The sequence below is a fragment of the Pararcticibacter amylolyticus genome (genome assembly GCF_003130405.1).
GTDB lineage: Bacteria > Bacteroidota > Bacteroidia > Sphingobacteriales > Sphingobacteriaceae > Arcticibacter > Arcticibacter amylolyticus.
In genome coordinates this window covers 172,024-195,580 of the sequence record NZ_QEAS01000011.1, presented here as the reverse complement: position 1 = coordinate 195,580, position 23,557 = coordinate 172,024, and the positions used below count along the sequence as shown (strand labels likewise).

At 43.3% G+C, this 23,557-nt stretch carries 27 protein-coding genes; 6 read left to right on the top strand and 21 right to left on the bottom strand.

The window, feature by feature from the left end:
- Window positions 1-58: 58 nt before the first annotated feature.
- Window positions 59-1,219 carry a hypothetical protein gene (locus tag DDR33_RS14640; RefSeq protein WP_109416546.1) on the bottom strand — a complete coding sequence of 387 codons (1,161 nt, stop codon included), beginning with the start codon at window positions 1,217-1,219 and terminating at the stop codon, window positions 59-61.
- 80 nt (window positions 1,220-1,299) lie between these two features.
- On the opposite strand from DDR33_RS14640, the gene DDR33_RS14635 reads away from it, so the two are divergent.
- Together DDR33_RS14635 and DDR33_RS14630 are read left to right on the top strand one after the other, a co-directional pair.
- A complete protein-coding gene (locus DDR33_RS14635) occupies window positions 1,300-3,165 on the top strand; it encodes a CocE/NonD family hydrolase (RefSeq protein ID WP_109416545.1) in 1,866 nt (621 codons plus the stop codon).
- A 148-nt stretch (window positions 3,166-3,313) separates the two neighbouring features.
- Entirely contained in the window at window positions 3,314-4,045 is a 732-nt protein-coding gene (locus DDR33_RS14630; protein ID WP_109416544.1) for a head GIN domain-containing protein, read from the top strand.
- A gap of 82 nt (window positions 4,046-4,127) precedes the next feature.
- Here DDR33_RS14630 and DDR33_RS14625 read toward each other — a convergent pair whose 3' ends face one another.
- The 4 genes from DDR33_RS14625 to DDR33_RS14610 form a co-directional block, all read right to left on the bottom strand.
- Window positions 4,128-4,847: a DUF2490 domain-containing protein gene (locus DDR33_RS14625; RefSeq protein WP_109416543.1), complete on the bottom strand. Its 720-nt coding sequence runs from the start codon at window positions 4,845-4,847 to the stop codon at window positions 4,128-4,130.
- A 101-nt stretch (window positions 4,848-4,948) separates the two neighbouring features.
- Complete coding sequence (odhB, locus tag DDR33_RS14620; protein WP_109416542.1) at window positions 4,949-6,499, bottom strand: 2-oxoglutarate dehydrogenase complex dihydrolipoyllysine-residue succinyltransferase; 1,551 nt, start codon at window positions 6,497-6,499, stop codon at window positions 4,949-4,951.
- Between the two features lie 152 nt (window positions 6,500-6,651).
- Window positions 6,652-9,453 (bottom strand): 2-oxoglutarate dehydrogenase E1 component, encoded by a 2,802-nt coding sequence (locus DDR33_RS14615; protein ID WP_109416541.1) that lies wholly within the window; start codon window positions 9,451-9,453, stop codon window positions 6,652-6,654.
- A 96-nt stretch (window positions 9,454-9,549) separates the two neighbouring features.
- Window positions 9,550-10,824, bottom strand: a complete 1,275-nt coding sequence (locus DDR33_RS14610; protein ID WP_109416540.1) for a DASH family cryptochrome — start codon at window positions 10,822-10,824, stop codon at window positions 9,550-9,552.
- Window positions 10,825-11,041: 217 nt separating this feature from the next.
- Here DDR33_RS14610 and DDR33_RS14605 point away from each other — a divergent pair, with 217 nt between their 5' ends.
- Window positions 11,042-11,470, top strand: a complete 429-nt coding sequence (locus DDR33_RS14605) for a CBS domain-containing protein (protein ID WP_202913745.1) — start codon at window positions 11,042-11,044, stop codon at window positions 11,468-11,470.
- A gap of 5 nt (window positions 11,471-11,475) precedes the next feature.
- Here DDR33_RS14605 and DDR33_RS14600 read toward each other — a convergent pair whose 3' ends face one another.
- A complete protein-coding gene (locus DDR33_RS14600; RefSeq protein WP_109416539.1) occupies window positions 11,476-11,808 on the bottom strand; it encodes a (2Fe-2S) ferredoxin domain-containing protein in 333 nt (110 codons plus the stop codon).
- 51 nt (window positions 11,809-11,859) lie between these two features.
- On the opposite strand from DDR33_RS14600, the gene DDR33_RS14595 reads away from it, so the two are divergent.
- The 3 genes from DDR33_RS14595 to DDR33_RS14585 all read left to right on the top strand — a co-directional run bounded on the left by DDR33_RS14595 (window position 11,860) and on the right by DDR33_RS14585 (window position 15,075).
- Window positions 11,860-12,771, top strand: coding sequence for a TIGR01777 family oxidoreductase (locus DDR33_RS14595; protein ID WP_109416538.1), 912 nt, complete (start codon window positions 11,860-11,862; stop codon window positions 12,769-12,771).
- Window positions 12,764-14,080 (top strand): cryptochrome/photolyase family protein, encoded by a 1,317-nt coding sequence (locus DDR33_RS14590; protein WP_109416537.1) that lies wholly within the window; start codon window positions 12,764-12,766, stop codon window positions 14,078-14,080. The genes DDR33_RS14595 and DDR33_RS14590 overlap by 8 nt, the downstream gene beginning before the upstream one ends.
- Before the next feature lie 95 nt (window positions 14,081-14,175).
- On the top strand, window positions 14,176-15,075 hold the full coding sequence (locus DDR33_RS14585; protein WP_109416536.1) for a nucleotidyltransferase family protein: 900 nt from the start codon (window positions 14,176-14,178) through the stop codon (window positions 15,073-15,075).
- Window positions 15,076-15,139: 64 nt separating this feature from the next.
- Here the strand turns inward: DDR33_RS14585 and rplQ are convergent, their stop codons facing one another.
- From rplQ to rpsH, 15 genes are all read right to left on the bottom strand, one after another.
- Window positions 15,140-15,682: a 50S ribosomal protein L17 gene (gene rplQ, locus DDR33_RS14580; protein ID WP_109416535.1), complete on the bottom strand. Its 543-nt coding sequence runs from the start codon at window positions 15,680-15,682 to the stop codon at window positions 15,140-15,142.
- A 91-nt stretch (window positions 15,683-15,773) separates the two neighbouring features.
- Window positions 15,774-16,766: a DNA-directed RNA polymerase subunit alpha gene (locus DDR33_RS14575; protein WP_109416534.1), complete on the bottom strand. Its 993-nt coding sequence runs from the start codon at window positions 16,764-16,766 to the stop codon at window positions 15,774-15,776.
- A gap of 67 nt (window positions 16,767-16,833) precedes the next feature.
- A complete protein-coding gene (rpsD, locus tag DDR33_RS14570; RefSeq protein WP_109416533.1) occupies window positions 16,834-17,442 on the bottom strand; it encodes a 30S ribosomal protein S4 in 609 nt (202 codons plus the stop codon).
- A 139-nt stretch (window positions 17,443-17,581) separates the two neighbouring features.
- Entirely contained in the window at window positions 17,582-17,971 is a 390-nt protein-coding gene (gene rpsK, locus DDR33_RS14565; RefSeq protein ID WP_109416532.1) for a 30S ribosomal protein S11, read from the bottom strand.
- A gap of 13 nt (window positions 17,972-17,984) precedes the next feature.
- The gene (gene rpsM, locus DDR33_RS14560; RefSeq protein WP_109416531.1) at window positions 17,985-18,362 is read right to left on the bottom strand and encodes a 30S ribosomal protein S13; all 378 of its coding nucleotides are present in this window, start codon (window positions 18,360-18,362) and stop codon (window positions 17,985-17,987) included.
- Window positions 18,363-18,442: 80 nt separating this feature from the next.
- A complete protein-coding gene (gene rpmJ, locus DDR33_RS14555; RefSeq protein WP_008506259.1) occupies window positions 18,443-18,559 on the bottom strand; it encodes a 50S ribosomal protein L36 in 117 nt (38 codons plus the stop codon).
- A 1-nt stretch (window position 18,560) separates the two neighbouring features.
- The gene (gene infA / locus DDR33_RS14550; RefSeq protein ID WP_021071231.1) at window positions 18,561-18,779 is read right to left on the bottom strand and encodes a translation initiation factor IF-1; all 219 of its coding nucleotides are present in this window, start codon (window positions 18,777-18,779) and stop codon (window positions 18,561-18,563) included.
- Window positions 18,780-18,885: 106 nt separating this feature from the next.
- Entirely contained in the window at window positions 18,886-19,671 is a 786-nt protein-coding gene (gene map, locus DDR33_RS14545; protein WP_109416530.1) for a type I methionyl aminopeptidase, read from the bottom strand.
- Window positions 19,672-19,678: 7 nt separating this feature from the next.
- The gene (gene secY, locus DDR33_RS14540; protein ID WP_109416529.1) at window positions 19,679-21,007 is read right to left on the bottom strand and encodes a preprotein translocase subunit SecY; all 1,329 of its coding nucleotides are present in this window, start codon (window positions 21,005-21,007) and stop codon (window positions 19,679-19,681) included.
- A gap of 3 nt (window positions 21,008-21,010) precedes the next feature.
- A complete protein-coding gene (gene rplO, locus DDR33_RS14535; RefSeq protein ID WP_109416528.1) occupies window positions 21,011-21,457 on the bottom strand; it encodes a 50S ribosomal protein L15 in 447 nt (148 codons plus the stop codon).
- A 2-nt stretch (window positions 21,458-21,459) separates the two neighbouring features.
- Window positions 21,460-21,639 carry a 50S ribosomal protein L30 gene (gene rpmD / locus DDR33_RS14530; protein WP_109416527.1) on the bottom strand — a complete coding sequence of 60 codons (180 nt, stop codon included), beginning with the start codon at window positions 21,637-21,639 and terminating at the stop codon, window positions 21,460-21,462.
- A 5-nt stretch (window positions 21,640-21,644) separates the two neighbouring features.
- A complete protein-coding gene (gene rpsE, locus DDR33_RS14525) occupies window positions 21,645-22,163 on the bottom strand; it encodes a 30S ribosomal protein S5 (protein WP_109416526.1) in 519 nt (172 codons plus the stop codon).
- Window positions 22,164-22,176: 13 nt separating this feature from the next.
- Window positions 22,177-22,530, bottom strand: a complete 354-nt coding sequence (gene rplR, locus DDR33_RS14520) for a 50S ribosomal protein L18 (protein ID WP_109416525.1) — start codon at window positions 22,528-22,530, stop codon at window positions 22,177-22,179.
- A 6-nt stretch (window positions 22,531-22,536) separates the two neighbouring features.
- Entirely contained in the window at window positions 22,537-23,094 is a 558-nt protein-coding gene (rplF, locus tag DDR33_RS14515; RefSeq protein ID WP_109416524.1) for a 50S ribosomal protein L6, read from the bottom strand.
- Between the two features lie 16 nt (window positions 23,095-23,110).
- On the bottom strand, window positions 23,111-23,509 hold the full coding sequence (rpsH, locus tag DDR33_RS14510) for a 30S ribosomal protein S8 (RefSeq protein ID WP_109416523.1): 399 nt from the start codon (window positions 23,507-23,509) through the stop codon (window positions 23,111-23,113).
- Between the last annotated feature and the right edge of the window lie 48 nt (window positions 23,510-23,557).

Below are 23,557 nucleotides of genomic sequence, written 5' to 3'. Positions count from 1 at the left end.
TCTTAATCTTAGATAAATTGCATTTATGCAAACTTAGGTAAACTATCTGTCAATAAAATTAAATTTCAGGGTGCCTTTTAAATTCTGCTGCTCTGTCGAACAAATATCTGTAGGTATGATGAGTTTTATACACCCTTGCCCCTATCTGTTCTGCAATATGCATCATCCTGGGGTTGAAATCACCGATCCAGTTCATCTGAACCTCGTCATACGCTTTATTCTCTAAAAGAGCATTCGCTGCGGCAACGATCATGGCTATCTCCACACCTTTCTTTTGCTGTTCGGGGATTATCCCAAAGACAAGGCCGTACATGGTCCTGCACTTACCCAACCATTTATTTACCACCAGCCTTAGCTTGCTCACCAGATTTAACTTCCCCCGCGCATATCTCACGAAAAGCTCGTTGAGCTCCGGAATGCTCAGAAAAAAACCCACCGGCTCGCCTTTATAATAGGCAAACCAGGCTATACGCTGGTCTATGACCGGCGCCAGGCTGCCTATGAGCTTTTTAGCGGCATCAAAGGTCATTTCTCCTACTCCCTCATGATTTACCCATGCTTTATTATAAACGGTCCTGAAATCCTGAACATACTTATCAAGGATCCTCTTCTCAACATTCCGGAAAGAGTAGTCGGGATTCCGGAATATCCTTTCCGCCACATCATAATAAACTTTCCTCAGAGGCTCTTTCACTTTCCTCAGATAGGTATACTGCTTAAAAAAAACTTTAAACCCATAATCCTCGAAGAACTTCTGGTACCAGGGATGATTATAGTTACAGCAGTAACACGGAGGATGAAAGCCATCAACAAGCAAGCCCCACCATCTCTCCCTGCTTCCTAAATTAACCGGTCCATCCATTGCTTCCATATCATGCTTCTGAAGCCATTCACGGGCAGCGTCAAAAAGCATAAAGGCGGCTTCTCTATTGTTGATGCACTCAAAAAACCCGATCCCGCCTGTCGGCTGATCAAAGGTATAGGCTGTCGCAGGATTTATAAATGCTGCAATACGCCCGATACCATTTCCTGATTTATCCTTTAATATCCAGCGGATACATTTATCGTCTTCAAAGTATTTGTTTGTCTCTTTATTAAATACACTGGCTACATCATCATCCAAGGGCCTGATATATTGGGGATCGCCGCGATATATCATTCCGGGAATTTCCAGGAACTCACGGGCAAGCCGTTGACTGTCTACTTCTGTTAATCTCATTAAAGATGTAAGAAATTTTAATAAACGACGCCAAAGCTATTACTGTTTTTCTAAATTAGCATCATTACATATTTTAATTCATGAAAAGATACGTTATCCTGCTATTTTTAACATTTACCTTACAATTAAAGGCTCAAACCGATACGGACTCAGCTTACGTACGTGATAACTATCAGAAAATTGAGAAATACATTACCATGCGTGATGGCGTACGCCTTTTTACATCGATTTATGTACCAAAAGATCAAAGTAAAAAATACCCCCTGCTCCTCAACCGTACTCCTTACACAGTAGCACCATACGGAGCAGACAATTATAAGAAAACACTTGGGCCTTCCATGCTTTTTGCGAGAGAGGGCTACATCTTTGTTTACCAGGACGTCAGAGGGAAGTGGATGAGTGAAGGAACCTACGAAGACATTAGGCCGCATGCGGCGAACAGAAAGAGTAAAAAGGACATAGACGAAAGTACCGACACCTATGATACGATCGACTGGCTAATTAAGAACATCAAGGGAAATAACGGCAAGGCCGGCATTTACGGAATTTCATATCCGGGCTTTTACTCGACAGCGGCACTTCCGGGTGCACACCCTGCGCTTAAAGCAGCTTCGCCACAGGCCCCGGTGACGGACTGGTTTAGAGGCGATGACTTTCATCATAACGGCGCTCTTTTCCTGTCTGATGGCTTTTCTTTCTATTCTTCGTTTGGAGTACCAAGGCCCAAACCTGTTACTCCGGAACAAGGGGGAAAAAGGGTGAATTACTCCGCAAATGATCATTATAAGTTCTTCCTTGATCTCGGACCTCTGAAGAATGTAAAGACCCGGTATTTCGGTGACTCTATCAGGTTTTGGAATGATCTTGTTACGCATGGTACTTATGATGACTTCTGGAAGTCCCGTCTTATAACACCGCACCTGAAAAAAGTCCATACAGCAACGCTGGTTGTAGGTGGCTTCTTTGATGCAGAAGACTGTTATGGCGCTTTCGCCACTTATCAGGCACTTGAGAAACAAAACAAAAACAATAAAAATACATTGGTGATGGGTCCCTGGTTTCACGGTGGCTGGGCCAGGTCTGCGGGAGACATGTTCGGAGACATAAAATTTGGTCAGGCAACGAGCCTCTGGTACCAGGAAAAAGTAGAATTTCCGTTTTTCCAGCACTACCTGAAGGGCCAGCCAGCGCCTGAATTACCCGAAGCGCTGATGTTTGAAACGGGATCGAATCAATGGAAAAGCTATCAAACCTGGCCGCCTAAAGACATACAGGAACAAAAGTTATACTTCCAGAAAGGCAGTAAACTCGCATTCAGCCGTCCGTCGGAAACGGAGAGCTACGATGAATATATCAGTGATCCCTCCAGGCCTGTTCCCTATACCGCCGGCGTACACGCCCAGAGGACAAGAGAATATATGATAGCTGATCAGCGGTTTGCATCACGGCGCCCTGATGTGATGGTATACCAGACCGAGGCGCTAACTGCGGATGTAACGCTTGCCGGGCCTGTCATTGCCGACCTCGTGATCGCCACTACAGGCACAGATGCTGATTTCGTGGTCAAACTGATTGATGTATTTCCCGATGACTATCCGAACAATCAGCCGAACCCGGCAAATGTGCAGATGGGAGGCTATCAGATGCTCGTCAGAGGAGAGGTTATGAGAGGCAAATTCCGGAACAGTTTTGAAAAGCCGGAGCCCTTTATCCCCGGGGAAATTACAACTGTAAAATATACCCTTCCCGATGTAGCCCACACCTTCAAGGCAGGCCACAGGATCATGGTACAGGTGCAGAACTCGTGGTTCCCTCTTGTAGATCGCAACCCGCAAACGTTTACAGATATTTACCATGCAGACGAAAAGGACTTCCAAAAGGCAACCCAGCGTATTTATCATGATACTACCAATGCATCAGGTATTATATTACCTGTTGTGAAATAGGGTTTGTTCCGGGGTCAGGCGGCAGGCGAACGAAAGCGTTGCTGTTGCCGCAAAACTTTTTGAAAAAAAATGTAACGTTTTCCGTTACCTGGCGTCTATCTGAATATAGGTACTAAACGGTAGTATTCTCGTTAAAAGATATTAGGCCATGAAAAAGTTATTCGCATCTTTCGGTTGGATCCTGCTCCTGCTGCCATTTCTGGGTTTCGCAGGAACTACAACTATTTTAAGCCCTGCCGCGCATTCGGAATTCAGGCCTGAAGAACGTCAGGTTCGCGGATTCAATGCAGTGCACTCCGCAGGAGCTTTTGATGTTTACATTAAAATGGGGACTACAGAAAACCTCCGGCTGGAAGGGGATGAAGAGCAGATCAGCAAAATTGAGACTGAAGTTGAGAATGGAATATTGAAGATCTCGTACAAAAGAGGTATAAACTTCAGGGGATGGAACAACAAACGAGTAAGCGTTTACATTACTGCTAGAAGCATAGAGGGGCTTGCATTAAGCGGATCCGGAAATATGGAAGTTACGGGAACAGTCAGAAGCACTAAACTGAACACAAAAGTAAGTGGTTCGGGGAATATCCGTTTCACTGCCGCTGTCAGCACATTAAATGCTTCCATCAGTGGTTCCGGGAAAATTAAGGCTTCAGGATCTGCGGGTTCAGCAGATATCGCTATCAGTGGTTCCGGCGAATTTTCGGGAAAGGAACTAAAGACCTCCGACTCCAATATCAAGGTGAGCGGATCTGGGAATGCCTATATACATGCCGATAAATCACTGAACGCAGTGGTGAGCGGATCTGGAGATGTATTTTACTCAGGCAATCCCGCAGTAAGGCAGTCAAAGAGTGGTTCGGGAAGAATCTCTCGTATTTAACATGCAGCTACATACACTTTTTATATCAAGATGACTCCGGACGGTGCGGTCCGGAGTTTCTTATTTACAGCCGGATGTGATATCAGAACCGAGTATAGAGAGCGAGTTGAACTACATTATTGCTGGTATTTTGTGTCGCTCCGTTAACATACTGATTCAAATAACCTGCTTCTATATCAAACTTTGAACTAAACCGGTAGCCCAAAGCGCCATACCCTCTGTTCTGATCAAAAACACTGTTATTTAACTTACTTTTATTCTGAAGATTAAGAAATATTTCATTCTGAAGGGCAGCGAAAGGCCCCTTTGAAAAACCGTCACCCGACTTTGCGAGAGGAACGATCAACCGCGCAAAATATCTGATCCTTTGTGAGAACAGATCATCCGACGCCCTCTCAATAAACCTTTGCTCCAGCCTGAAACGGTGTGTTAAAGGAAGGCTTTTAATTTTATGTGCGAAAATATATTGTTGCCATATTCTATGCTCAGTAAGGTCCTTACTCCCGGCAACCGCATCATCTGCATACGTTTGTATCAAAGCATAACCCGCGGTGACGTTATGGCGGCCATTGAAATGATAAGTAAGCCCCGGGCGGATGAGCAGGTTCCTCACATAACGCCAGTCGTCTGCAGACCTCGCCTGTACATCCAGGTGAACACCCCAGCGCGGAGATAACTTATAACTGTTAAACCAGGCGAGCCATCCCGTCTGTTCTGTCGTGGTTTGAGCTAATACGGAAATGAAAGGAGCAATAACCAGCAGTATTGTGACAATACGGGTAAGTACAGGTAATGTAAACATGATCTGAAGAATTTGAGCTTTAGAGTGAAAGCTATTAAGAATAATGTGATTAGCGGTAGAAAAAAGAGGTAAAAGCCTGAGGCTTTTACCTCTTTAGTATTTTATACACCCAGGAGCAGGCGTGCCGGATCTTCCAGTAACTGTTTAACCCTTACCAGGAAGCTTACAGATTCACGGCCGTCAATGATCCTGTGATCATAAGACAAAGCTACATACATCATAGGGCGGATAACAACCTCGCCGTTCAATGCAACGGGGCGTTCCACTATATTGTGCATCCCCAGTATGGCAGATTGCGGAGCATTGATAATCGGAGTTGACATCATTGAGCCAAATACGCCGCCATTTGTGATGGTAAACGTTCCTCCTGTCATTTCCTCGATACTCAGTTTATTGTCACGTGCTTTAGTAGCAAGTGCCAGTACCGCCTTTTCAATCTCTGCCAGGCTCATAGACTCTGCGTTGCGGATAACCGGAACGACCAGGCCTTTAGGAGCTGATACCGCGATAGAAACATCAGCAAAATCGCTGTAAACAACCTCCTCATTATCGATTCTCGCATTTACAGCTGGGAATTCCCGTAAAGCTTCACATACAGCTTTCGTAAAGAAAGACATAAAGCCCAGACCAACTCCATGCTTCTCCTTGAATTTATCTTTATACTTAGCCCTGAGATCCATCACCGGCTTCATATCTACCTCGTTGAAAGTAGTCAGCATGGCTGTTTCGTTCTTAACCGAGACAAGGCGCCTTGCAACTGTTTTTCTCAGTGCTGAAAGCTTTTCACGGCGCTCCTGACGGTTTCCAGCCTGAGCAGGTGCTGCCGGAGCTGACTTGACCTCGGGCTTAGCTCCCGCTGGTTTAGTGCTTTCGGTCTTTTGCTTGCCGGCTTCCGCCTTCTGGGCATCCTCCTTAGTAATGCGTCCCCCCACTCCTGTTCCGCTCACAGATGAAGGCTCTACTCCCTTTTCAGCTAATATTTTGGCAGCAGAGGGAGACGGAGTGCCTGCGGCGTAAGAAGAAGAACGGTCTGATACACTTTGAGCGGGAGGCTGTGCCGGAGATGCCTCTGCTGATTTAGGAGAGGAACCCGCTGATCCCTTTTCGATTTTACATACAGCAGCACCTATTTCGAGGGTATCTCCCTCTTTTGCTATCTGTCTTAAAGTGCCGGCAGCTTCCGCTGTCAGTTCGAACGTAGCTTTATCTGATTCCAGTTCGGCAATCTGCTCATCCATTTCAACATGATCACCCTCGTTTTTCAGCCAGCGTGACAAAGTCACTTCAGTGATGGATTCGCCTACAGCTGGTACTTTAATTTCAAGGCTCTCTGTGCCACCGCTTGAAGGCGCTGAAGGAGCACTTGATTCTTCGATGGTTTCGTTAGCAGCATCAGCTTCGGGTTTAGCACCGCCAGCTCCGGCTTCGATAGAGCAAACAACTGCCCCGATCTCTAAAGTATCGCCCTCTGATGCTATAGTTTTTAAAGTTCCTGCCGCTTCTGCTGTTAATTCAAAAGTTGCCTTATCAGACTCAAGTTCAGCAATAACCTCATCCATCTCAACATACTCCCCATCCTTTTTTATCCATTTAGACAAAGTTACTTCTGAAATCGATTCGCCTACCGGCGGAACTTTGATCTCTAAACTCATATTGATTTATTTTATATACTGTTTTCAAATCTCTTCCTAACTCAACACTTCATCTTTCCCCTCAAATTCAATCTGGAAATCTCAAACCCAACATACAATCCCCTCTTTGAACTTTCCACTTTGAACTTGAAACTCCCCGCTTACAACTCCCCTTAATCCACGTTCACAACTTTCTTTGTTGTCTTTACCACAGCCTTCTTAACCTCATTTCCAGCGGTATCTTCAAAAGCTTTTCCTACTATATACAATTGCTGGGATATATGTTGTTTCGAATATCCGGTGGCAGTACTGCTGCTTTCCTTTCTGGAGATCACGTCAAGATTGAAGCTTGAATTCCTGAACTTGCGGCAAATAAATGGCCATGCTCCCATGTTTTCCGGCTCTTCCTGTACCCAGATAAATTCACCGGCCTTGTTATATTTCTCCTTAACCTCTTTCAGCTGGGTGTAAGGGATCGGATAAACCTGTTCAACCCTGACTATTGCCACATCTGACCGCTTGTCGGCTTGTTGTTTTTCAAGAAGATCGTAATAAACCTTCCCGGTACAGAATAAAACACGCTTTACCTTTTCCGGTTTCACGTAACTATCGTCAATAACCTCCCTGAAATGCCCGTCGGAAAATTCCTCCAGTTTGCTTACACAGAGCGGGTGACGGAGAAGGCTTTTTGGTGTAAATACCACAAGCGGCTTGCGGAAGTCACGCTTTAACTGTCTTCTAAGAAGATGGAAATAATTCGCCGGATTAGTACAGTTTGCTACCTGGATATTGAATTCAGCACACTGTTCCAGGAATCTCTCGATTCTGGCTGAAGAGTGCTCTGGCCCCTGGCCTTCGTATCCATGCGGGAGCAACACAACAATACCGTTTGAACGCTGCCATTTTGTTTCAGCACTCACCAGGAACTGGTCGAGTATAGTCTGTGCTCCGTTTACAAAGTCGCCGAACTGTGCTTCCCAAATTGTCAAGGATTGTGGATTTGCAAGAGCATACCCATACTCAAAGCCAAGTACGCCATATTCAGACAAGTGAGAATTATAGATATCGAACTTATTGTTGGAATTCTCGCCGTCCTTCTTTATTAGTGTAAGAGGAACAAATTCTTCCTCCGAATCCTCTACTTTTACAACGGCGTGACGATGTGAAAATGTACCTCGCTCAACATCCTGCCCACTGATCCTGACCCTGAATCCTTCATTGAGCAGTGTTCCATAAGCTAAGAGCTCGCCCATCGCCCAGTCAAAGGTCCGGTTCTTCACCATGTTCTTTCTGTCTTCGAACAGCTTCTCGATCTTTTTAAAGAACTTTTTATCCGAAGGCAGAGATGTAATCTTATCTGCAATGCCAACCAGCACATCTTCCTGCACAGCAGTTTGTGATTTTTCTTCAAAATCTTCAGGAGTAGCCATTCTGAGTCCATTCCAGGCACCGGAGAACATCGGATTTGGTTCGTAAGTATTACTTTCCTTCGATTCGTTCAACCGCTCCTGAAGCAAGGCCCTGAAATCTTTCTCCATTTCCTTCGCAAGGTTGGCATCTACGCTGCCCTGCTCAAGTAACTTCTTGTTATAGATCTCACGGGGATTAGGATGTTGTTCAATGGCTTTATAAAGCACGGGCTGTGTAAATTTCGGCTCGTCCGATTCATTATGTCCGTAACGACGGTAACACAAAATATCAATAAACACATCATTATGATATTTCTGCCGGTATTCGATTGCCATATTGATAGCATACACCAGTGCCTCCACATCATCTCCGTTCACATGGAATACGGGCGACAACGTCACCTTCGCAATATCTGTACAATAGGTGGATGAACGGGCATCCTTAAAATTGGTCGTAAATCCGACCTGGTTATTGATTACCAGGTGAATGGTTCCACCTGTTTTATAGCCATCAAGCTTTGCCATTTGCAAAACCTCATAGACGATACCCTGAGCAGCTACTGAGGCATCTCCGTGAATAAGAATCGGAGCGAGTCGGCTATGATCCCCCTGATACTTGAAATCTATCTTTGAACGGCTTATTCCTTCTACCACAGGATCTACAGCCTCAAGGTGCGATGGATTCGGACACAGGCTTAAATGAACTTTTTTTCCTGAATCAGTTTCAACATCTGTAGAAAATCCCAGGTGATATTTTACGTCACCGCCGTATGGCTTCGACTCATCAAAAGCCTTGCCTTCAAACTCCGCAAAAATATCTTTATAGGTTTTGTTCATAATATTCGCCAGGACGTTCAGACGTCCCCGGTGTGCCATACCAATCACAAACTCCTCAATACCCAGATCGGCTCCCCTGTTGATTACAAAGTCAAGAGCCGGGATCAGGCTTTCTGCACCTTCCAGCGAAAAGCGCTTTTGTCCTAAAAACTTTGTCCCAAGGAAGTTTTCAAAAACAACAGCCTCGTTCAGTTTCTTTAAAATTCTCTTTTTAGTGTCAAGTGAAAGGTTCGGAGTATTGCGCTCCCTTTCCATCCTTTCTCTAAACCACTTCAACTTATCGGGATTACGTATGTATACGTACTCTGCACCGATCGACTGACAGTACGTTTGTTCAAGAAGCTGTCTGATGTCACGCAATTTTGCAGGCCCCAGCCCTACTTCCGCACCTGCGTTGAATACAGTATCCAGATCAGATTCACTTAGTCCGAATGTTTCAAGTTCTTTCCCCGGATAGTATTTACGGCGTTCCCTGACAGGGTTTGTTTTTGTAAACAAATGCCCTCTCTGACGGTATCCGTAAATCATGCCCATCACTTTCATTTCTTTTAGAAAGTGCTCAGGAGTCTGGCTTCCTGCTGTATCTCCCCCGGATCCTCTTCCAAAATCAAAACCTTCAAAAAACTTCTGCCACCCGAAGTCTACCGCTTCAGGGTCTTGCTGGTATAATTGGTAAAGAGAATCAATATAAGATGAGTCTGCATTACTAAGGTATGACAAATTGTCCATGAAATATCAATTCTTATGAAAGGTCAAAAATAAAAGTTTAACCTTATAATAATTAAGTTTTTTATGTCAAAAAATGTTTTGATTATTTAAAACGATCTATGCTGCCGATGTATTATTCTGGTCCACTAACCACTTCCTGATCTCCTCCTCCTGCTCCACTTCATCAAATTTAGGACTTATATTCTTATTTGGCGATATAATTTTCCCTTCCAGCACTGCAGCCCATGTACCCGTGTTACCAGCAGGTGAGAAATCAATCAGTTTTTCTTCAAAATAGGCAGCCCCTGCCCGCCAGTTGACCCGGAGTTTGTTCACCAGGAAATTTGCGGCGTACTGACGGGATAGTTCACTGATATAGCCGGTAGAATTAAGCTCTTTAATACAGGCATCAACCACCCGGTTGCCGGAATTTCCATTTTTCCATTTTTCAAAAGCATTTCGTTCTCTCTTTGACAGCTCTTTTAGCCCGTCCTCATGATGATGGATAATATGACCATGCTTCTTTAACATGAACCTGAAATAGTCGCGCAACTGGAGTTCTGATATAACTTTTGAGCTGAGATCAGGGAGCAGCTTCCTGTATTCATCCACCAGCCAATAGACCTCACGGGAAGAAATGCATCCCAGAGAAAGCCACGCCGACAAGCGGGAAGATATAAATCTGTAATTCTTATTCCTGCTATTGCTCCCTTCATGGATAAACTCCATTAAACGCCTTAGGCCTTCATCTTCCCCTCCTGCAAAAACAGGGTGCTCCTCTTCCTGCTCATTTGCAGCAGGAAAGCCCAGATCTGTAAGCCCCGGAAGGCTTTCCTGTAAAACTCCGCCTGGTATCTCAATATGATCGGGTGATTCAAAACTCGTCCTGACACTGCTATCCTTCTCAGCCTTTTTCCGAAATACTGAAAAATTATCGGGAATGTTGCGAATGGGAAAAGGCAGGTCTTCTTTGTGATACAGGGTATGGCCAATGAAATGTTTCAGGTTGATCTGCTGTTTCCATAAGGCAGCCTCCACTTTCGCGGAAATACTCGTTTCCTCAGCTCCTACCTCCCGGTGATGATAAACCTCACTAACATTATAAAGAGCGCAAATTTCAGGCAGTATTTCTTCTGGCTTGCCGATCTTCACAATCAAACCTCCCCCCAAACTGCAGAGCGACTCCCGAAGGTTTCTGACGCTCTCAATCAAAAATCTGGTTCTTAACACACCTGTCTTCTGAGTCCCGAATTTTGTTTCTGAGAAATAGCGTGGATCAAAACAGTAAACCGGTACTACTTTCCGGGCCCGCTTTACAGCTTCAATTAAAATTTCATTATCACGTATTCTTAAATCGTTCCGAAACCAAATTAATATGGTTTTCTCGTTCATTTTAATTACAAACCTAAAACGGCCAATATAGTCAAAAACACATTACCAACTCACTTCTAAACTACTGAACAACATAATATTTACAACATTTCAACAAAATTCTGACGTTTATATATTGCTGTTACAACAACCGCTTCAATGGACTATTCAGTAAGAAAGCAACCTTTTTCTTTATACTTTCCGAATTTATCCTAACTTTATACTTAAACGACCCATTATGAAAACAGTAAGGTATATTTTGCAGAACAAGCCTGCGGTTGTATATTCAGTAGGCAAGGAAACATCAGTTTTTGAAGCGTTAAATGTAATGATGGAAAAAAACATCAGTGCCCTGCTGATCATGGAAGATGACCATCTTCTGGGAATTTTCACAGAAAGAGATTATGCGAGAAAAGTAATCCTGAAAGGAAAGTCCTCAAAAGAAACACTGATAATGGAAGTAATGACAGCAGATCCTGTCACTGTAAGTCTTAAGAACGAAATCGATCTCTGTATGAACCTCATGACTGATAAACATATCAGGCACCTGCCGGTCACCGACCAGGGAAAAGTAATTGGCATGGTTTCAATCGGAGACGTTGTAAAGTCTATTATAGAGGTTCAGAAAGAGACCATCAAGCAATTGGAAAGCTACATTAGCAGCTAAACAGGCTACTTTTTCAAAGCGCGAAGCAGGTCAAAATCCATAACAAGACGTTCTACTACACGGTTGTTCTCAAGATGTTCAGATACGATTTCTTCGACGTCTTCAACTTGGACGTGTCCGTAAAATACCCCTTCCGGATAGACCACAACACTGGGGCCAAGTTCGCATGTTTCCATGCAGCCGGTTTTTTGTGCTCTTATCTCTGTATTTAAGCCCTTATCCTTAATAGCTTTTTTAAAAGCAGCGACGAGAGCAAGCCCGTGTCCTTCACCGCAGCTTACCCGGCTCCCCTCGGGACGCTGATTGGTACAGATAAATAGATGTTTTGTGTATAGCATATAAAAACAAAGGTACAATTATCAGGTTAACAATTATCAGAATCAGTAAAAATGCCCGGAATAGTGCTCATTACAGGCGCAAGCGGCCTTATAGGAAGACCTCTCTGCCGTCAGCTCCAAGACGGCGGATATACCGTTCATGCGCTGAGCAGAAGTGAAAACGATGAAAGAGATGGGATTAAATTCTTTCAGTGGGATCCTGAAAAAGGTATCATAGATAGAAACTGCATCCATGACGCAGTGGCGGTCATCCACCTTGCGGGGGAAGCTATAACTGCAAAACCCTGGACTAAGGCTCAGAAGCAAAAGATCATTAAGAGCCGCACCGAATCTATTAAACTCGTCTATAAGCTTATTAGGAATAATAGTTCGTCCAGGGTGAAGACTATTATTTCGGCATCCGGGGTAGGTTATTACGGTCACCGTGGAGACGAGTTGTTGACAGAACAAAGTCGGCCAGGCAATGATTTCCTGGCACAAACATGCATTGCCTGGGAAAATGCGGTCAATGAGGGAGAAACCCTGGGTCTGAGAGTGGTGAAACTTCGTACCGGAGTTGTGTTAAGTTCCTGCGGAGGGGCTTTGCCTCAGCTCGCCAAACCTGTAAAATTAGGAATTGGTGCAGCATTGGGCTCAGGCAAACAATGGATGCCGTGGATCCATATAGAGGATGCAGTGCAGATGTACATACATGTATTGAAAAACGAACAGTGTAAAGGAACATATAATATGGCAGCCCCATCTCCCGTGCGCAACAAAGAATTAGTCACGGCTGTTGCGCGCCGCCTAAAGAAGCCGCTATGGCTTCCTTCCGTTCCCGTGCTGTTTTTACAGATTCTGCTGGGTGAGATGAAAGCGGTAGTTCTGAACAGCACCAATACCTCCTCAGAGAAAATTTCCTTTTCTGGCTTTAAATATAATTTTAGTAGCCTTGATGATGCACTCAAAGATATTTATGGATAAAACCATCCCGGTAAGCATATTTTGGTTTAGAAGAGATCTCAGGCTTCATGATAATGCAGGTCTCTACCACGCATTAAGATCCGGACTCCCCGTACTTCCACTTTTTATTTTTGATACTACCATACTCGGCAAGCTCCCTGACAGAGATGATGCCCGTGTTACATTCATTTACCGGTCCCTTTTGGAACTCAACAGCGAACTGGAGAACCACGGTTCTTCTCTCGTCATAAAACACGGGAAGCCTTTAGATGTCTGGGAACTTCTGACAGAGGACTTCAACATTAAATCTGTATTTACAAACAACGATTATGAACCATATGCCACGCAACGCGATGCTGAAGTCTCTTTATTACTGGCGAAAAAAAACATATCCTTTTCTTCCTTTAAGGATCATGTAATTTTTGAGAAAAGTGAGATTGTGAAAGAAGACGGACAGCCTTACTCAGTTTACTCGGCCTATCAGAGGAAATGGTATGAAAAAATACGGTCTTTTCACTTAAAGTCTTATCCAACAGAAAAGTACTATAATAAATTTAGCCACATCAGGCCCGTCATTCAACCTTCTCTGGAAGAGATCGGATTTACCGAAAACAAGCTGACTTTTCCTGATAAAGAATACCTGGGTGTATTAAAGAACTACTCAAAAACCAGAGATATTCCGTCCATACCTGGTACTTCAGAAATAGGCGTGCATCTCCGTTTCGGCACACTGAGTATTCGTGATCTGGCCAGGAACGGCATCACACAGGAAGACCGTACATGGCTGAATGAACTGATCTGGAGGGACTTCTACGCTATGATCCTTTGGCATTTTCCGCATACAGCCCAATCCTCATTCAAAAAGAACTACGATGAGATCCGCTGGAGGAATAACGAAGAGGAATTCCGCGCATGGTGCCAGGGAAAGACCGGCTACCCGCTGGTAGATGCAGGCATGCGGCAGCTAAATTCTACGGGATGGATGCACAATCGCCTCAGGATGATTACGGCAAGTTTCCTCACAAAGCATTTACTGATAGACTGGCGATGGGGAGAAGCTTATTTCGCACGGCTTCTGCTTGATTATGATATGGCCAGCAATGTCGGAGGTTGGCAATGGGCTGCCAGCTCAGGAAACGATGCTGTACCGTATTTCCGGATATTTAACCCTATACTGCAAACAAAGAAGTTTGACCCTGCACTTGTTTATATCAAAAAATGGGTGCCTGAATTCGCCGGCTCTCTCAACTACCCCAGGCCAATCGTGGATCATGCCTTCGCAAGACAACGTGCTATCGCAGAATTTAAACGTGCACTTACCCCAAAGTAAAACAATCCTCCCTATGGATTGTCGCTTTAACAAGAATCCTGAGCGGATACTGATGAATTGTTGTTACTTGATACCATATTATATATTTTAGCCGCATGAAACCAACATTACTTATTCTAGCCGCAGGCATGGCCAGCCGCTATGGAAGCATGAAACAGGTCGACGGGTTTGGACCGAATAATGAGACTATTATTGATTACTCTATTTATGATGCAATTAGGGCGGGATTTGGGAAAGTGAGTTTCATTATCAGAGAAGAGTTTCTTGACAGCTTCAAGTCTATCTTCGAACCAAAATTAAAAGGTAAAGTAGATATCGACTTCGTCTTCCAAAGCTACGATCTTTCTAAATACGGAATAACTAAAACTATCGAGCGGCAGAAGCCATGGGGAACCGGACACGCAGTGCTTGAAGCTGCCGGCCAGATCAACGAACCTTTCTGTGTAATCAATGCTGACGACTTCTATGGCTACGACGCATTTCAGAAAATGGCCGACTTTCTTAACAATGAGGTAAGAGACGATAACTACTCACTTATGGGTTACGAAGTCGATAAGACTTTATCCGACTACGGCTCGGTATCAAGAGGTATTTGCCGTGTCAATGAGGAAGGCAACCTACAGGAGATTAATGAGCGTACAAAAGTGTATGCAAAAGACGGACAGATCGTTTACGAAGATGAGAACGGAACTACTACCCCGCTTCATGAAGACGCCCGTGCATCTATGAACTTCTGGGGCTTCACTCCTGCCATCTTCCAGCAGGCTAAGCCCATGTTTACCCGTTTTGTTGAGGCAAATGAAAATAACCCTAAAGCAGAATTCTTCATTCCTTTGATGGCAGAAGAACTCGTAAAAACACGTCAGGCCAACTTCAAAGTAATCCCGACATCGTCTAAATGGTTTGGAGTTACCTACAAAGAAGATAAGCCAATTGTTCAGAAAAGCCTCGCTGATCTGATCGAAAACGGAACATATCCGTCCAAGCTCTGGTAAAAGCTAAATAAAAAAAGGCTGCTCCCGAAAGAACAGCCTTTTTTATTAGGATAAATGACGATTATTATTCGCCCTTCTCTTTTTCTTCAGTTTCAGGAGCAGCAGTCTCAGTTGCTTCTTCAGCAACAGCTGTCTCAGAAGTTACAGCTTCCTCAGCAGGAGCTGCATCAGCTTTCTTAGCCTTACCGGAACCCCGTCTGCGTGTAGCCTTCTTCTCTGGCTGAGCCGGAGCATCAGCTTTGTAAGTAGTATTATAATCTACAAGCTCAATAAGAGCCATCTCAGCATTATCACCAGCACGATTAACTAACTTAATGATACGGGTATAACCACCTGGACGATTAGCAACTTTAGCTGCAATATCCCTGAAAAGCTCGGTGATAATTTCCTTGTCTTGAAGGTAACTGAAAACAGTCCTTCTTGAATGAGTTGTATCATTTTTAGCCTTTGTAATCAAAGGTTCTACATAAGTACGTAAAGCTTTCGCCTTCGCTAATGTAGTAGTGATACGTTTGTGCTTAATAAGCGAAGAAGCCATATTAGCCATCATCGCTTTACGATGGCTGTCAGTACGGCCTAAATGATTGATTTTTTTTCCGTGTCGCATTTCTGTTGTTGTTTTACATGCTTATACCGTTCCATTAAAATAGCGGAGGATTTATAAACATGTCGCTTACTTTTATTTTAAACCTCGCGGCTTATTCTTCTTCGAGTTTGTATTTTGTCAGGTTCATTCCGAATGAAAGTCCTTTTGACTTCACGAGATCCTGAATTTCGGTTAATGACTTCTTACCAAAGTTCCTGAACTTCAGCATATCTGCTACATCGTAAGAAACCAAATCAGCAAGCGTGCGGATATCAGCTGCTTTAAGACAGTTGAGGGCACGAACAGATAAATCAAGATCTACAAGTTCAGTCTTCAAAATCTTACGCATGTGAAGGATCTCTTCATCAACCTCTTTGGTCTCTTCCTTAGCCTGCGCTTCAAGCATGATATTCTCATCAGAGAATAGCAGGAAGTGATGAATAAGGATCTTTGCAGCTTCCTTTAGTGCATCTTCCGGATGTATAGATCCGTCAGTTGAAATATCAAGAACGAGTTTCTCGTAGTCCGTTTTCTGTTCTACACGATAGTTCTCAATAGTATACTTAACGTTCTTAATCGGAGTATAAATAGAATCAATTGCAATGACACCTACATTTGCATCCGGATTCTTGTTCTCCTCAGCAGCAACATATCCCCTACCCTTATTTACTGTAAGTTCCACTTCCAGCGTAACTGTTGGCTCCATATTACACAGAACCATATCAGGATTTAATACGGTAAAGTTGGTAGAAAACCTGGTAATATCTCCGGCTTTAAACTGTTCCTGACCGTTAATCATTATATAAATCTTCTCCGAATCACCTGACTCCCCGGTCTTCTTAAAACGAACCTGCTTAAGATTAAGGATAATCTCAGTTACGTCTTCAACTACCCCTCTGATAGTAGAAAACTCATGAGACACCCCGGAAAAGCGTATTGACGTAATTGCATAACCCTCCAGGGATGACAACAAAATACGACGTAAAGCATTACCTATGGTAACACCGAAACCTGGTTCCAACGGACGGAACTCAAACGTACCGTCGAAATCAGTAGATTTCTGCATGATAACTTTATCAGGTTTCTGGAATGCTAAAATTGCCATTTATATTCAGTTAAGTTTTTTAAACTGTAAAAGCTGCCAGACGACCAAAGTCTGGCAGGTAAAAATATTATTTAGAGTATAACTCGACGATCAGGTTTTCCTTGATGTTCTCAGGAATCTCATCACGGTTAGGGTAATTAAGGAACTTACCTGTAAAATCACCGGCATTCCACTCTAACCATGCATACTTGTTCACCTTGCGGCCAGCAACAGAATTGGTTACAGCCTCAAGTGACTGAGAACGTTCACGAACAGCAACAACATCTCCTGCACGCAAAGAATAAGAAGGAATGTTTACAACTTCACCGTTAACGGTAATATGCTTATGGCTTACCAACTGACGCGCAGCAGAACGTGTTGGAGCAATTCCTAAACGGTAAACTGTATTATCCAAACGGGCTTCGAGCAATTTCAAAAGGTTTTCACCTGTGATACCTTCCTTAGAGGAAGCGCGGTCGAATAAATTCTGGAACTGACGCTCAAGAACCCCGTATGTATATTTAACCTTCTGTTTCTCCTGGAGCTGAACAGCATATTCAGACTGTTTTCCACGACGTTTTGAAACACCGTGCATTCCGGGAGGATAATTTTTTCTTTCTAATGCTTTATCGGGACCAAAAATTGGTTCCCTGAACTTACGTGCAATCTTGGATTTTGGGCCAGTATATCTTGCCATTGTTGTCTGTTTTAAAGTATCAGACAGCCTTCAGCTGCCGAATCTTATCTTTAATAATTAATTTCTTTGTGGTCTGTCTGATAGACCGACTTCAGCATCAGCCTTAAAGGCCCTCAGCTTTAACCCTTAGGCTTTCTAATTAGACTCTCCGTCTCTTTGGAGGACGGCAGCCGTTGTGAGGAAGCGGAGTAATATCTTTAATAGTAGTTACTTCAATTCCTGTAGTCTGAAGAGTACGGATCGCAGATTCACGACCTGCACCAGGACCCTTCACAAAAACTTCAACTTTACGAAGTCCCAAATCAAAGGCAACCTTTCCACAATCTGCAGCAGCCTGTGATGCAGCATAGGGAGTATTCTTCTTTGATCCTTTGAAACCCATTTTCCCCGCAGAAGACCAGGAAATCGCCTGTCCCTGAGAGTTAGTTAAAGTTACAATAATATTATTAAAAGTTGCGTTAATATGCGCCTGACCTACCGGCTCGATTACTACTATACGCTTCTTAGTTACTTTTTTAGTCTTAGCCATTACTTATCTGGTATTATTTAGTAGCCTTCTTCTTGTTAGCAACAGTCTTACGTTTTCCTTTACGGGTACGGGTGTTGTTCTTAGTTCTCTGTCCGCGTACAGGTAAACCCTTACGATGACGAAGACCACGATAACATCCGATATCCATTAAACGCTTAATGTTTAACTGAACTTCAGAACGTAATGCACCTTCAACCTTGATCTGATCGTTGATTATTGTACGGATCGCTGCTAATTGATCATCGGTCCACTCTTGTACTTTCACATCGTATCCGATACCGGCTTGATCTAATATGCTCTGCGCAGTAGCTCTTCCGACACCGTAAATGTAAGTAAGGCCGATCTCTCCTCTTTTGTTTCTTGGTAAATCAATACCTGCTATTCTTGCCATATTTTAATTAATGTTGATTCATTGACCGACATGCGGAAGGCTGTCTCCACGACGGCTACCGCAAGCCCTCAATAATAATTTTACCCCTGGCGCTGCTTATACTTAGGGTTCTTCTTGTTAATTACATAAAGTTTCCCCTTACGGCGAATTATTTTGCAATCAGCGCTACGCTTCTTTATGGATGCTCTAACTTTCATCTTATTTATATCTGTAAGTAATTCTGCCTTTGGTCAGATCATAAGGAGACATCTCGAGTTTCACTTTGTCACCAGGTAAGATCTTAATATAATGCATCCGCATTTTACCTGAAATGTGAGCAATAATTTCATGCCCGTTTTCAAGTTCTACTCTGAACATTGCATTAGACAACGCTTCCTTTATGATACCGTCTTGTTCAATAGAGGCTTGTTTAGCCATATTTTATTGATTTCTATTTAATTATCCCCCAACATTTGGGGTTGCAAAATTAAATAAAAAATTTTAATTTATATCTTCTTTCCGTATTTTTCTGATAATTTGCATATTAAGTAGCAGAATTCAATACTGCGTCAATATGCTCGAAAGTTGAAAGCACTTCAGGCTGCCCTTTTCTTACGGCCACGGTATGCTCAAAATGTGCAGAAGGCTTACCGTCAACCGTACTGACCGTCCAGCCATCCTTCCAGAATTTAACACCCGCTCTGCCAAGATTTATCATTGGCTCAATAGCTATCACCATTCCTTCTTCCAGCTTCATGCCAGTGCCTCTTTTACCATAATTAGGAACCTCCGGCTTCTCGTGGATAGAATATCCCACACCATGACCAACAAGTTCCTTTACAACCCCGTAACCATGTTTTTCAGCATGCTCCTGAACAGCATAGGCAATATCGCCAATGCGCATCCCCACTACTGCTTTCGCAACACCACGGTCAAGGCACTCACGTGTAACTTTCAAAAGTTGTGCTACTTCCGGAGCAATTTCACCGACTGCAAAAGTAAATGCCGAATCGCTAACAAAATTATTCAGCTTAACACCGCAGTCAACCGAAATGATATCTCCCTCTTTCAGCTCATCGTCTCCCGGAAAGCCATGAACAATCCGGTCGTTAGTTGAAATACATACAGAATAAGGAAAACCATTGAAATTAAGAAAAGCAGGAATACCGCCATGATCTCTGATATAGGTATCCGCCAGGTTATTAATTTCTATGGTTTTTATACCTGGGCGAATTAGTTTTGCTAATTCGCCCAGGGTTTGTGAAAGAAGTGAAGCACTGGCCCCTATAAGCCCAATCTCCTCTTCTGTCTTAAAATTTACCTTTGACATGTTAATATTAAAGTACAGGACCTGTAGTACCGCCGGAAACAGGAGTGCGTCCTCTCAACCTGCCGGTTTTCATTAATCCGTCGTAGTGACGCATCAATAAATGACTCTCAATCTGTTGCAATGTATCAAGCACAACACCGACAAGAATAAGCAACGATGTCCCTCCGTAAAAATGGGCAAAATTACTATTCACTCCCAGTACAATCGCAAGCGAAGGCATGATAGCGATGATTGCAAGAAATATTGAACCTGGCAGTGTTATCTTCGAAATAACAGCATCAATGTAATCGCCAGTCACCTTACCCGGCTTGATCCCGGGAACAAATCCTCCATTCTTCTTCATATCATCCGACATTTGAACCGGATTTACAGTAATTGCCGTGTAGAAGAATGTAAATGCAATAATCAGAACGGCAAAAGTTATGTTATAAGCAGGCGACGTGTAATTCGTCAATGCTGCAAGGACAGGCCCCTGTGCTCCGGGGAAAAACTGGCCTATACTCATTGGGATAAACATGAGCGCCTGTGCAAAGATGATCGGCATAACGCCGGCCGCATTAACTTTTAACGGAATATACTGTCTGACACCTCCGTATTGTTTATTTCCAACAATCTTCTTCGCGTATTGCACCGGAATCTTTCTCACCCCCTGTACAATAAGAATTGTAAAAATTACAACGAAGAATAAAGCTATTAATTCAACAATGAAAGGAATAATTCCGGCGCCCGCAAGACGTGAGTCCAGCTCAGCTATAAAAGCACCCGGAAGCTGGGCGATGATGCCCACCATGATGATCAGTGATATTCCGTTTCCAATTCCCTTATCAGTTATCTTTTCCCCCAACCACATTACAAACAGTGTACCCGCAGTAAGAATGAACATAGAAGAAATTGAAAACAGAGGTTCGCTCAGCATCTGAGCGTCGTGAGGTATCTGAGTCCGTACATATCCAACCCCCTGTAGCAGGGTTATGGCTACCGTCAGATATCTCGTTATCTGATTCAGTTTCTTTCTACCGCTCTCTCCTTCCTTCTGCATCTTCTGGAAGGTTGGTACTGCAATACCCAAAAGCTGAACAACGATAGATGCTGAGATATATGGCATCACTCCGAGGGCAAAAATAGAAGCCCTCGAGAAAGATCCGCCCGCAAACATGTTTAATAAACCAAGGAGTCCTTCTCTTGCATTGTTGTCCAGCACATTTGCATTTACACCCGGAAGTGTAATAAAGGATCCCACGCGGTAAACTAAAAGAAATAAGAGTGTGTTTAAAATACGCACTCTTAAGTCTTCAATTTTCCAGATATTGGAAAGGGTAGTGAATAACTTCTTCATTAATTACATTTTAACAACAGCACCACCAGCAGCTTCAATAGCTTTCTGTGCAGAAGCTGTAAAAGCATGGGCTGTAACTTCGAGTTTACTTGTTACTTCGCCTCTTCCAAGGATCTTAACCAGATCATTTTTAGAAACCAGGCCGTGTTCTCTGAGTGTACTGAAGTCGATACTGGTCAGGCTAAACTTCTCGGCAAGGGTTTGCAGAACATCCAGGTTGATACCCACATACTCCACACGATTGATATTCTTAAATCCAACCTTAGGAACACGACGCTGTAAAGGCATCTGACCACCTTCAAAACCCACTTTTGAAGAAGTACCTGAGCGTGAACCCGCACCTTTATGACCGCGGGTTGAAGTACCACCACGGCCCGAACCGGTACCTCTTCCTATACGTTTCTTATTTTTTGTTGAACCTTCTGCAGGTTTCAAATTACTTAAGTTCATGATTAAATACTTTCTACTGCTACTAGATGATTAACTTTCCTTACCATCCCGACTATAGACGGGGTAGCTTCAACTTCTACAGCCTGGTTTATCTTACCTAAACCAAGAGCCTGCATAGTTCTCTTCTGGCGCTCGCTTCTGTCGATAACGCTTTTAATCTGAGTGATCTTAATTTTCGCCATGATACTTATCCGTTAAAAACTTTACTAAGATCCACACCACGCTGCTGAGCTACAGTATAAGCGTCACGCATCTGAGCCAATGCTGCAACTGTTGCCTTCACTACGTTGTGAGGGTTAGATGATCCTTTAGATTTTGCTAACACGTTATGAACGCCGGCGCTTTCAAGTACTGCACGCATCGCACCACCGGCGATAACTCCGGTACCGTTTGAAGCAGGTTTGATAAGCACAAAACCACCTGAAAATTTTCCGTATTGTTCATGAGGTACTGTTCCGTTGATTACAGGAACTTTTACCAGGTTCTTCTTAGCATCATCAATGCCCTTCGCAATTGCTTCAGTTACTTCTTTAGCCTTTCCAAGTCCGTAACCCACTACTCCATTTTCATCACCAACTACAACGATAGCCGAGAAACTGAATGTACGGCCCCCTTTGGTAACCTTCGCAACGCGTTGTATGCTAACTAAGCGATCTTTTAATTCAATTTCGCTTGATTTTACTCTTTTTATATTGATCGTTGACATCTATTTCTTCAGATTAAAAATTCAGACCACCTTCACGTGCACCTTCTGCAAGGGATTTAACGCGTCCGTGATACAAATAACCATTTCTATCAAATACCACCTGAGTGATACCGGCAGCAACAGCCTTTTCTGCTACAAGTTTACCAACAGCTTTAGACTGCTCAACTTTATTTCCTGTTGCTGAAAACTCCTTTGATAAGGAAGATGCAGCCACAAGAGTTTTACCTGTAGTGTCATCAATAACCTGAGCATAAATGCCCTTATTGCTTCTGTATACTGACAAACGTGGGCGCTCAGTAGAACCAGCCAACCTACGTCTGATGCCTTTTTTAATTCGCTCTCTGCGAGATAACTTACTTCCTGCCATGACTTATTATTTTTTAGCTGCTGATTTACCTGCTTTTCTTCTTAACACTTCACCTACGAACTTAATACCCTTTCCTTTGTAAGGTTCCGGAGCACGCAGTGAACGTATTTTTGCCGCAACTTGTCCTAATAATTGCTTGTCAATGCTTTCCAGAATGATTGTCGGGTTCTTACCCTTCTCTGCAGTTGTAGCTACTTTAATTTCTTTAGGTAATTCAAACACATAGTGGTGAGAATATCCTAACACAAGATCCAGCGTATTACCGGTATTTGAGGCACGATAACCTACCCCAACTAATTCCTGCTCTAATTTGTACCCTTCTGTTACCCCTTTTACCATGTTATTGATAAGTGCACGGTAAAGGCCATGAAGAGCCTTGTGACGTTTTTGTTCTGAAGGACGGTTAACAACTACTTTGCCGTCTTCCTGGGCAATAGTGATGTCTCCTTCTAATTTCTGTGTTAATTCTCCCTTTGGACCCTTAACTGTTACTACATTCTCTGCAGATACAGTAACGGTAACTCCAGCGGGGATTGCTATTGGGGCTTTTCCTACTCTTGACATGTTTTAATCCTCCTGATTAATGTACATAACATAATACTTCGCCACCAATATTCAGGTTGCGGGCTTCCTTATCAGTCATTACTCCTCTTGAAGTAGAAATGATAGCAATTCCTAAACCGTTTAGTACACGTGGCATACTGTCTACACCTGCATATTTTCTCAAACCAGGCTTACTCACACGTGTAAGAGTGCGAATAGCAGGAACTCTAGTTACAGGATGATATTTCAATGCAATCTTGATAGTACCTTGTGCACTGTTGTCCTCAAACTTATAGTTCGCGATGTAACCTTTATCAAAAAGTACTTTCGTGATTTCCTTTTTGAGGTTTGATGCAGGAATTTCCACAACCCTGTGGTTGGCCTTAATGGCATTCCTTACTCTTGTAAGATAATCTGCTATTGGATCTGTATTCATTATTTGTTGCTTGTGGTAGTGGTATCCTCTCTAACGGACCTGCCACCG

Coding starts and splice junctions, on each gene's coding strand:
- DDR33_RS14595 (WP_109416538.1), top strand. CDS start 11,860: ATGCCCGGAATAGTGCTCATTACAGGCGCAAGCGGCCTTATAGGAAGA.
- rpmJ (WP_008506259.1), bottom strand. CDS start 18,559: ATGAAAGTTAGAGCATCCATAAAGAAGCGTAGCGCTGATTGCAAAATA.
- rplQ (WP_109416535.1), bottom strand. CDS start 15,682: ATGCGACACGGAAAAAAAATCAATCATTTAGGCCGTACTGACAGCCAT.
- DDR33_RS14630 (WP_109416544.1), top strand. CDS start 3,314: ATGAAAAAGTTATTCGCATCTTTCGGTTGGATCCTGCTCCTGCTGCCA.
- rpsM (WP_109416531.1), bottom strand. CDS start 18,362: ATGGCAAGAATAGCAGGTATTGATTTACCAAGAAACAAAAGAGGAGAG.
- DDR33_RS14610 (WP_109416540.1), bottom strand. CDS start 10,824: ATGAACGAGAAAACCATATTAATTTGGTTTCGGAACGATTTAAGAATA.
- DDR33_RS14585 (WP_109416536.1), top strand. CDS start 14,176: ATGAAACCAACATTACTTATTCTAGCCGCAGGCATGGCCAGCCGCTAT.
- DDR33_RS14625 (WP_109416543.1), bottom strand. CDS start 4,847: ATGTTTACATTACCTGTACTTACCCGTATTGTCACAATACTGCTGGTT.
- rplR (WP_109416525.1), bottom strand. CDS start 22,530: ATGGCAGGAAGTAAGTTATCTCGCAGAGAGCGAATTAAAAAAGGCATC.
- infA (WP_021071231.1), bottom strand. CDS start 18,779: ATGGCTAAACAAGCCTCTATTGAACAAGACGGTATCATAAAGGAAGCG.
- map (WP_109416530.1), bottom strand. CDS start 19,671: ATGTCAAAGGTAAATTTTAAGACAGAAGAGGAGATTGGGCTTATAGGG.
- DDR33_RS14605 (WP_202913745.1), top strand. CDS start 11,042: ATGAAAACAGTAAGGTATATTTTGCAGAACAAGCCTGCGGTTGTATAT.
- rplO (WP_109416528.1), bottom strand. CDS start 21,457: ATGAACTTAAGTAATTTGAAACCTGCAGAAGGTTCAACAAAAAATAAG.
- rpsD (WP_109416533.1), bottom strand. CDS start 17,442: ATGGCAAGATATACTGGCCCAAAATCCAAGATTGCACGTAAGTTCAGG.
- secY (WP_109416529.1), bottom strand. CDS start 21,007: ATGAAGAAGTTATTCACTACCCTTTCCAATATCTGGAAAATTGAAGAC.
- DDR33_RS14575 (WP_109416534.1), bottom strand. CDS start 16,766: ATGGCAATTTTAGCATTCCAGAAACCTGATAAAGTTATCATGCAGAAA.
- DDR33_RS14640 (WP_109416546.1), bottom strand. CDS start 1,219: ATGAGATTAACAGAAGTAGACAGTCAACGGCTTGCCCGTGAGTTCCTG.
- rpsE (WP_109416526.1), bottom strand. CDS start 22,163: ATGTCAACGATCAATATAAAAAGAGTAAAATCAAGCGAAATTGAATTA.
- rpsH (WP_109416523.1), bottom strand. CDS start 23,509: ATGAATACAGATCCAATAGCAGATTATCTTACAAGAGTAAGGAATGCC.
- DDR33_RS14615 (WP_109416541.1), bottom strand. CDS start 9,453: ATGGACAATTTGTCATACCTTAGTAATGCAGACTCATCTTATATTGAT.
- odhB (WP_109416542.1), bottom strand. CDS start 6,499: ATGAGTTTAGAGATCAAAGTTCCGCCGGTAGGCGAATCGATTTCAGAA.
- DDR33_RS14635 (WP_109416545.1), top strand. CDS start 1,300: ATGAAAAGATACGTTATCCTGCTATTTTTAACATTTACCTTACAATTA.
- DDR33_RS14590 (WP_109416537.1), top strand. CDS start 12,764: ATGGATAAAACCATCCCGGTAAGCATATTTTGGTTTAGAAGAGATCTC.
- rpsK (WP_109416532.1), bottom strand. CDS start 17,971: ATGGCTAAGACTAAAAAAGTAACTAAGAAGCGTATAGTAGTAATCGAG.
- DDR33_RS14600 (WP_109416539.1), bottom strand. CDS start 11,808: ATGCTATACACAAAACATCTATTTATCTGTACCAATCAGCGTCCCGAG.
- rplF (WP_109416524.1), bottom strand. CDS start 23,094: ATGTCAAGAGTAGGAAAAGCCCCAATAGCAATCCCCGCTGGAGTTACC.
- rpmD (WP_109416527.1), bottom strand. CDS start 21,639: ATGGCGAAAATTAAGATCACTCAGATTAAAAGCGTTATCGACAGAAGC.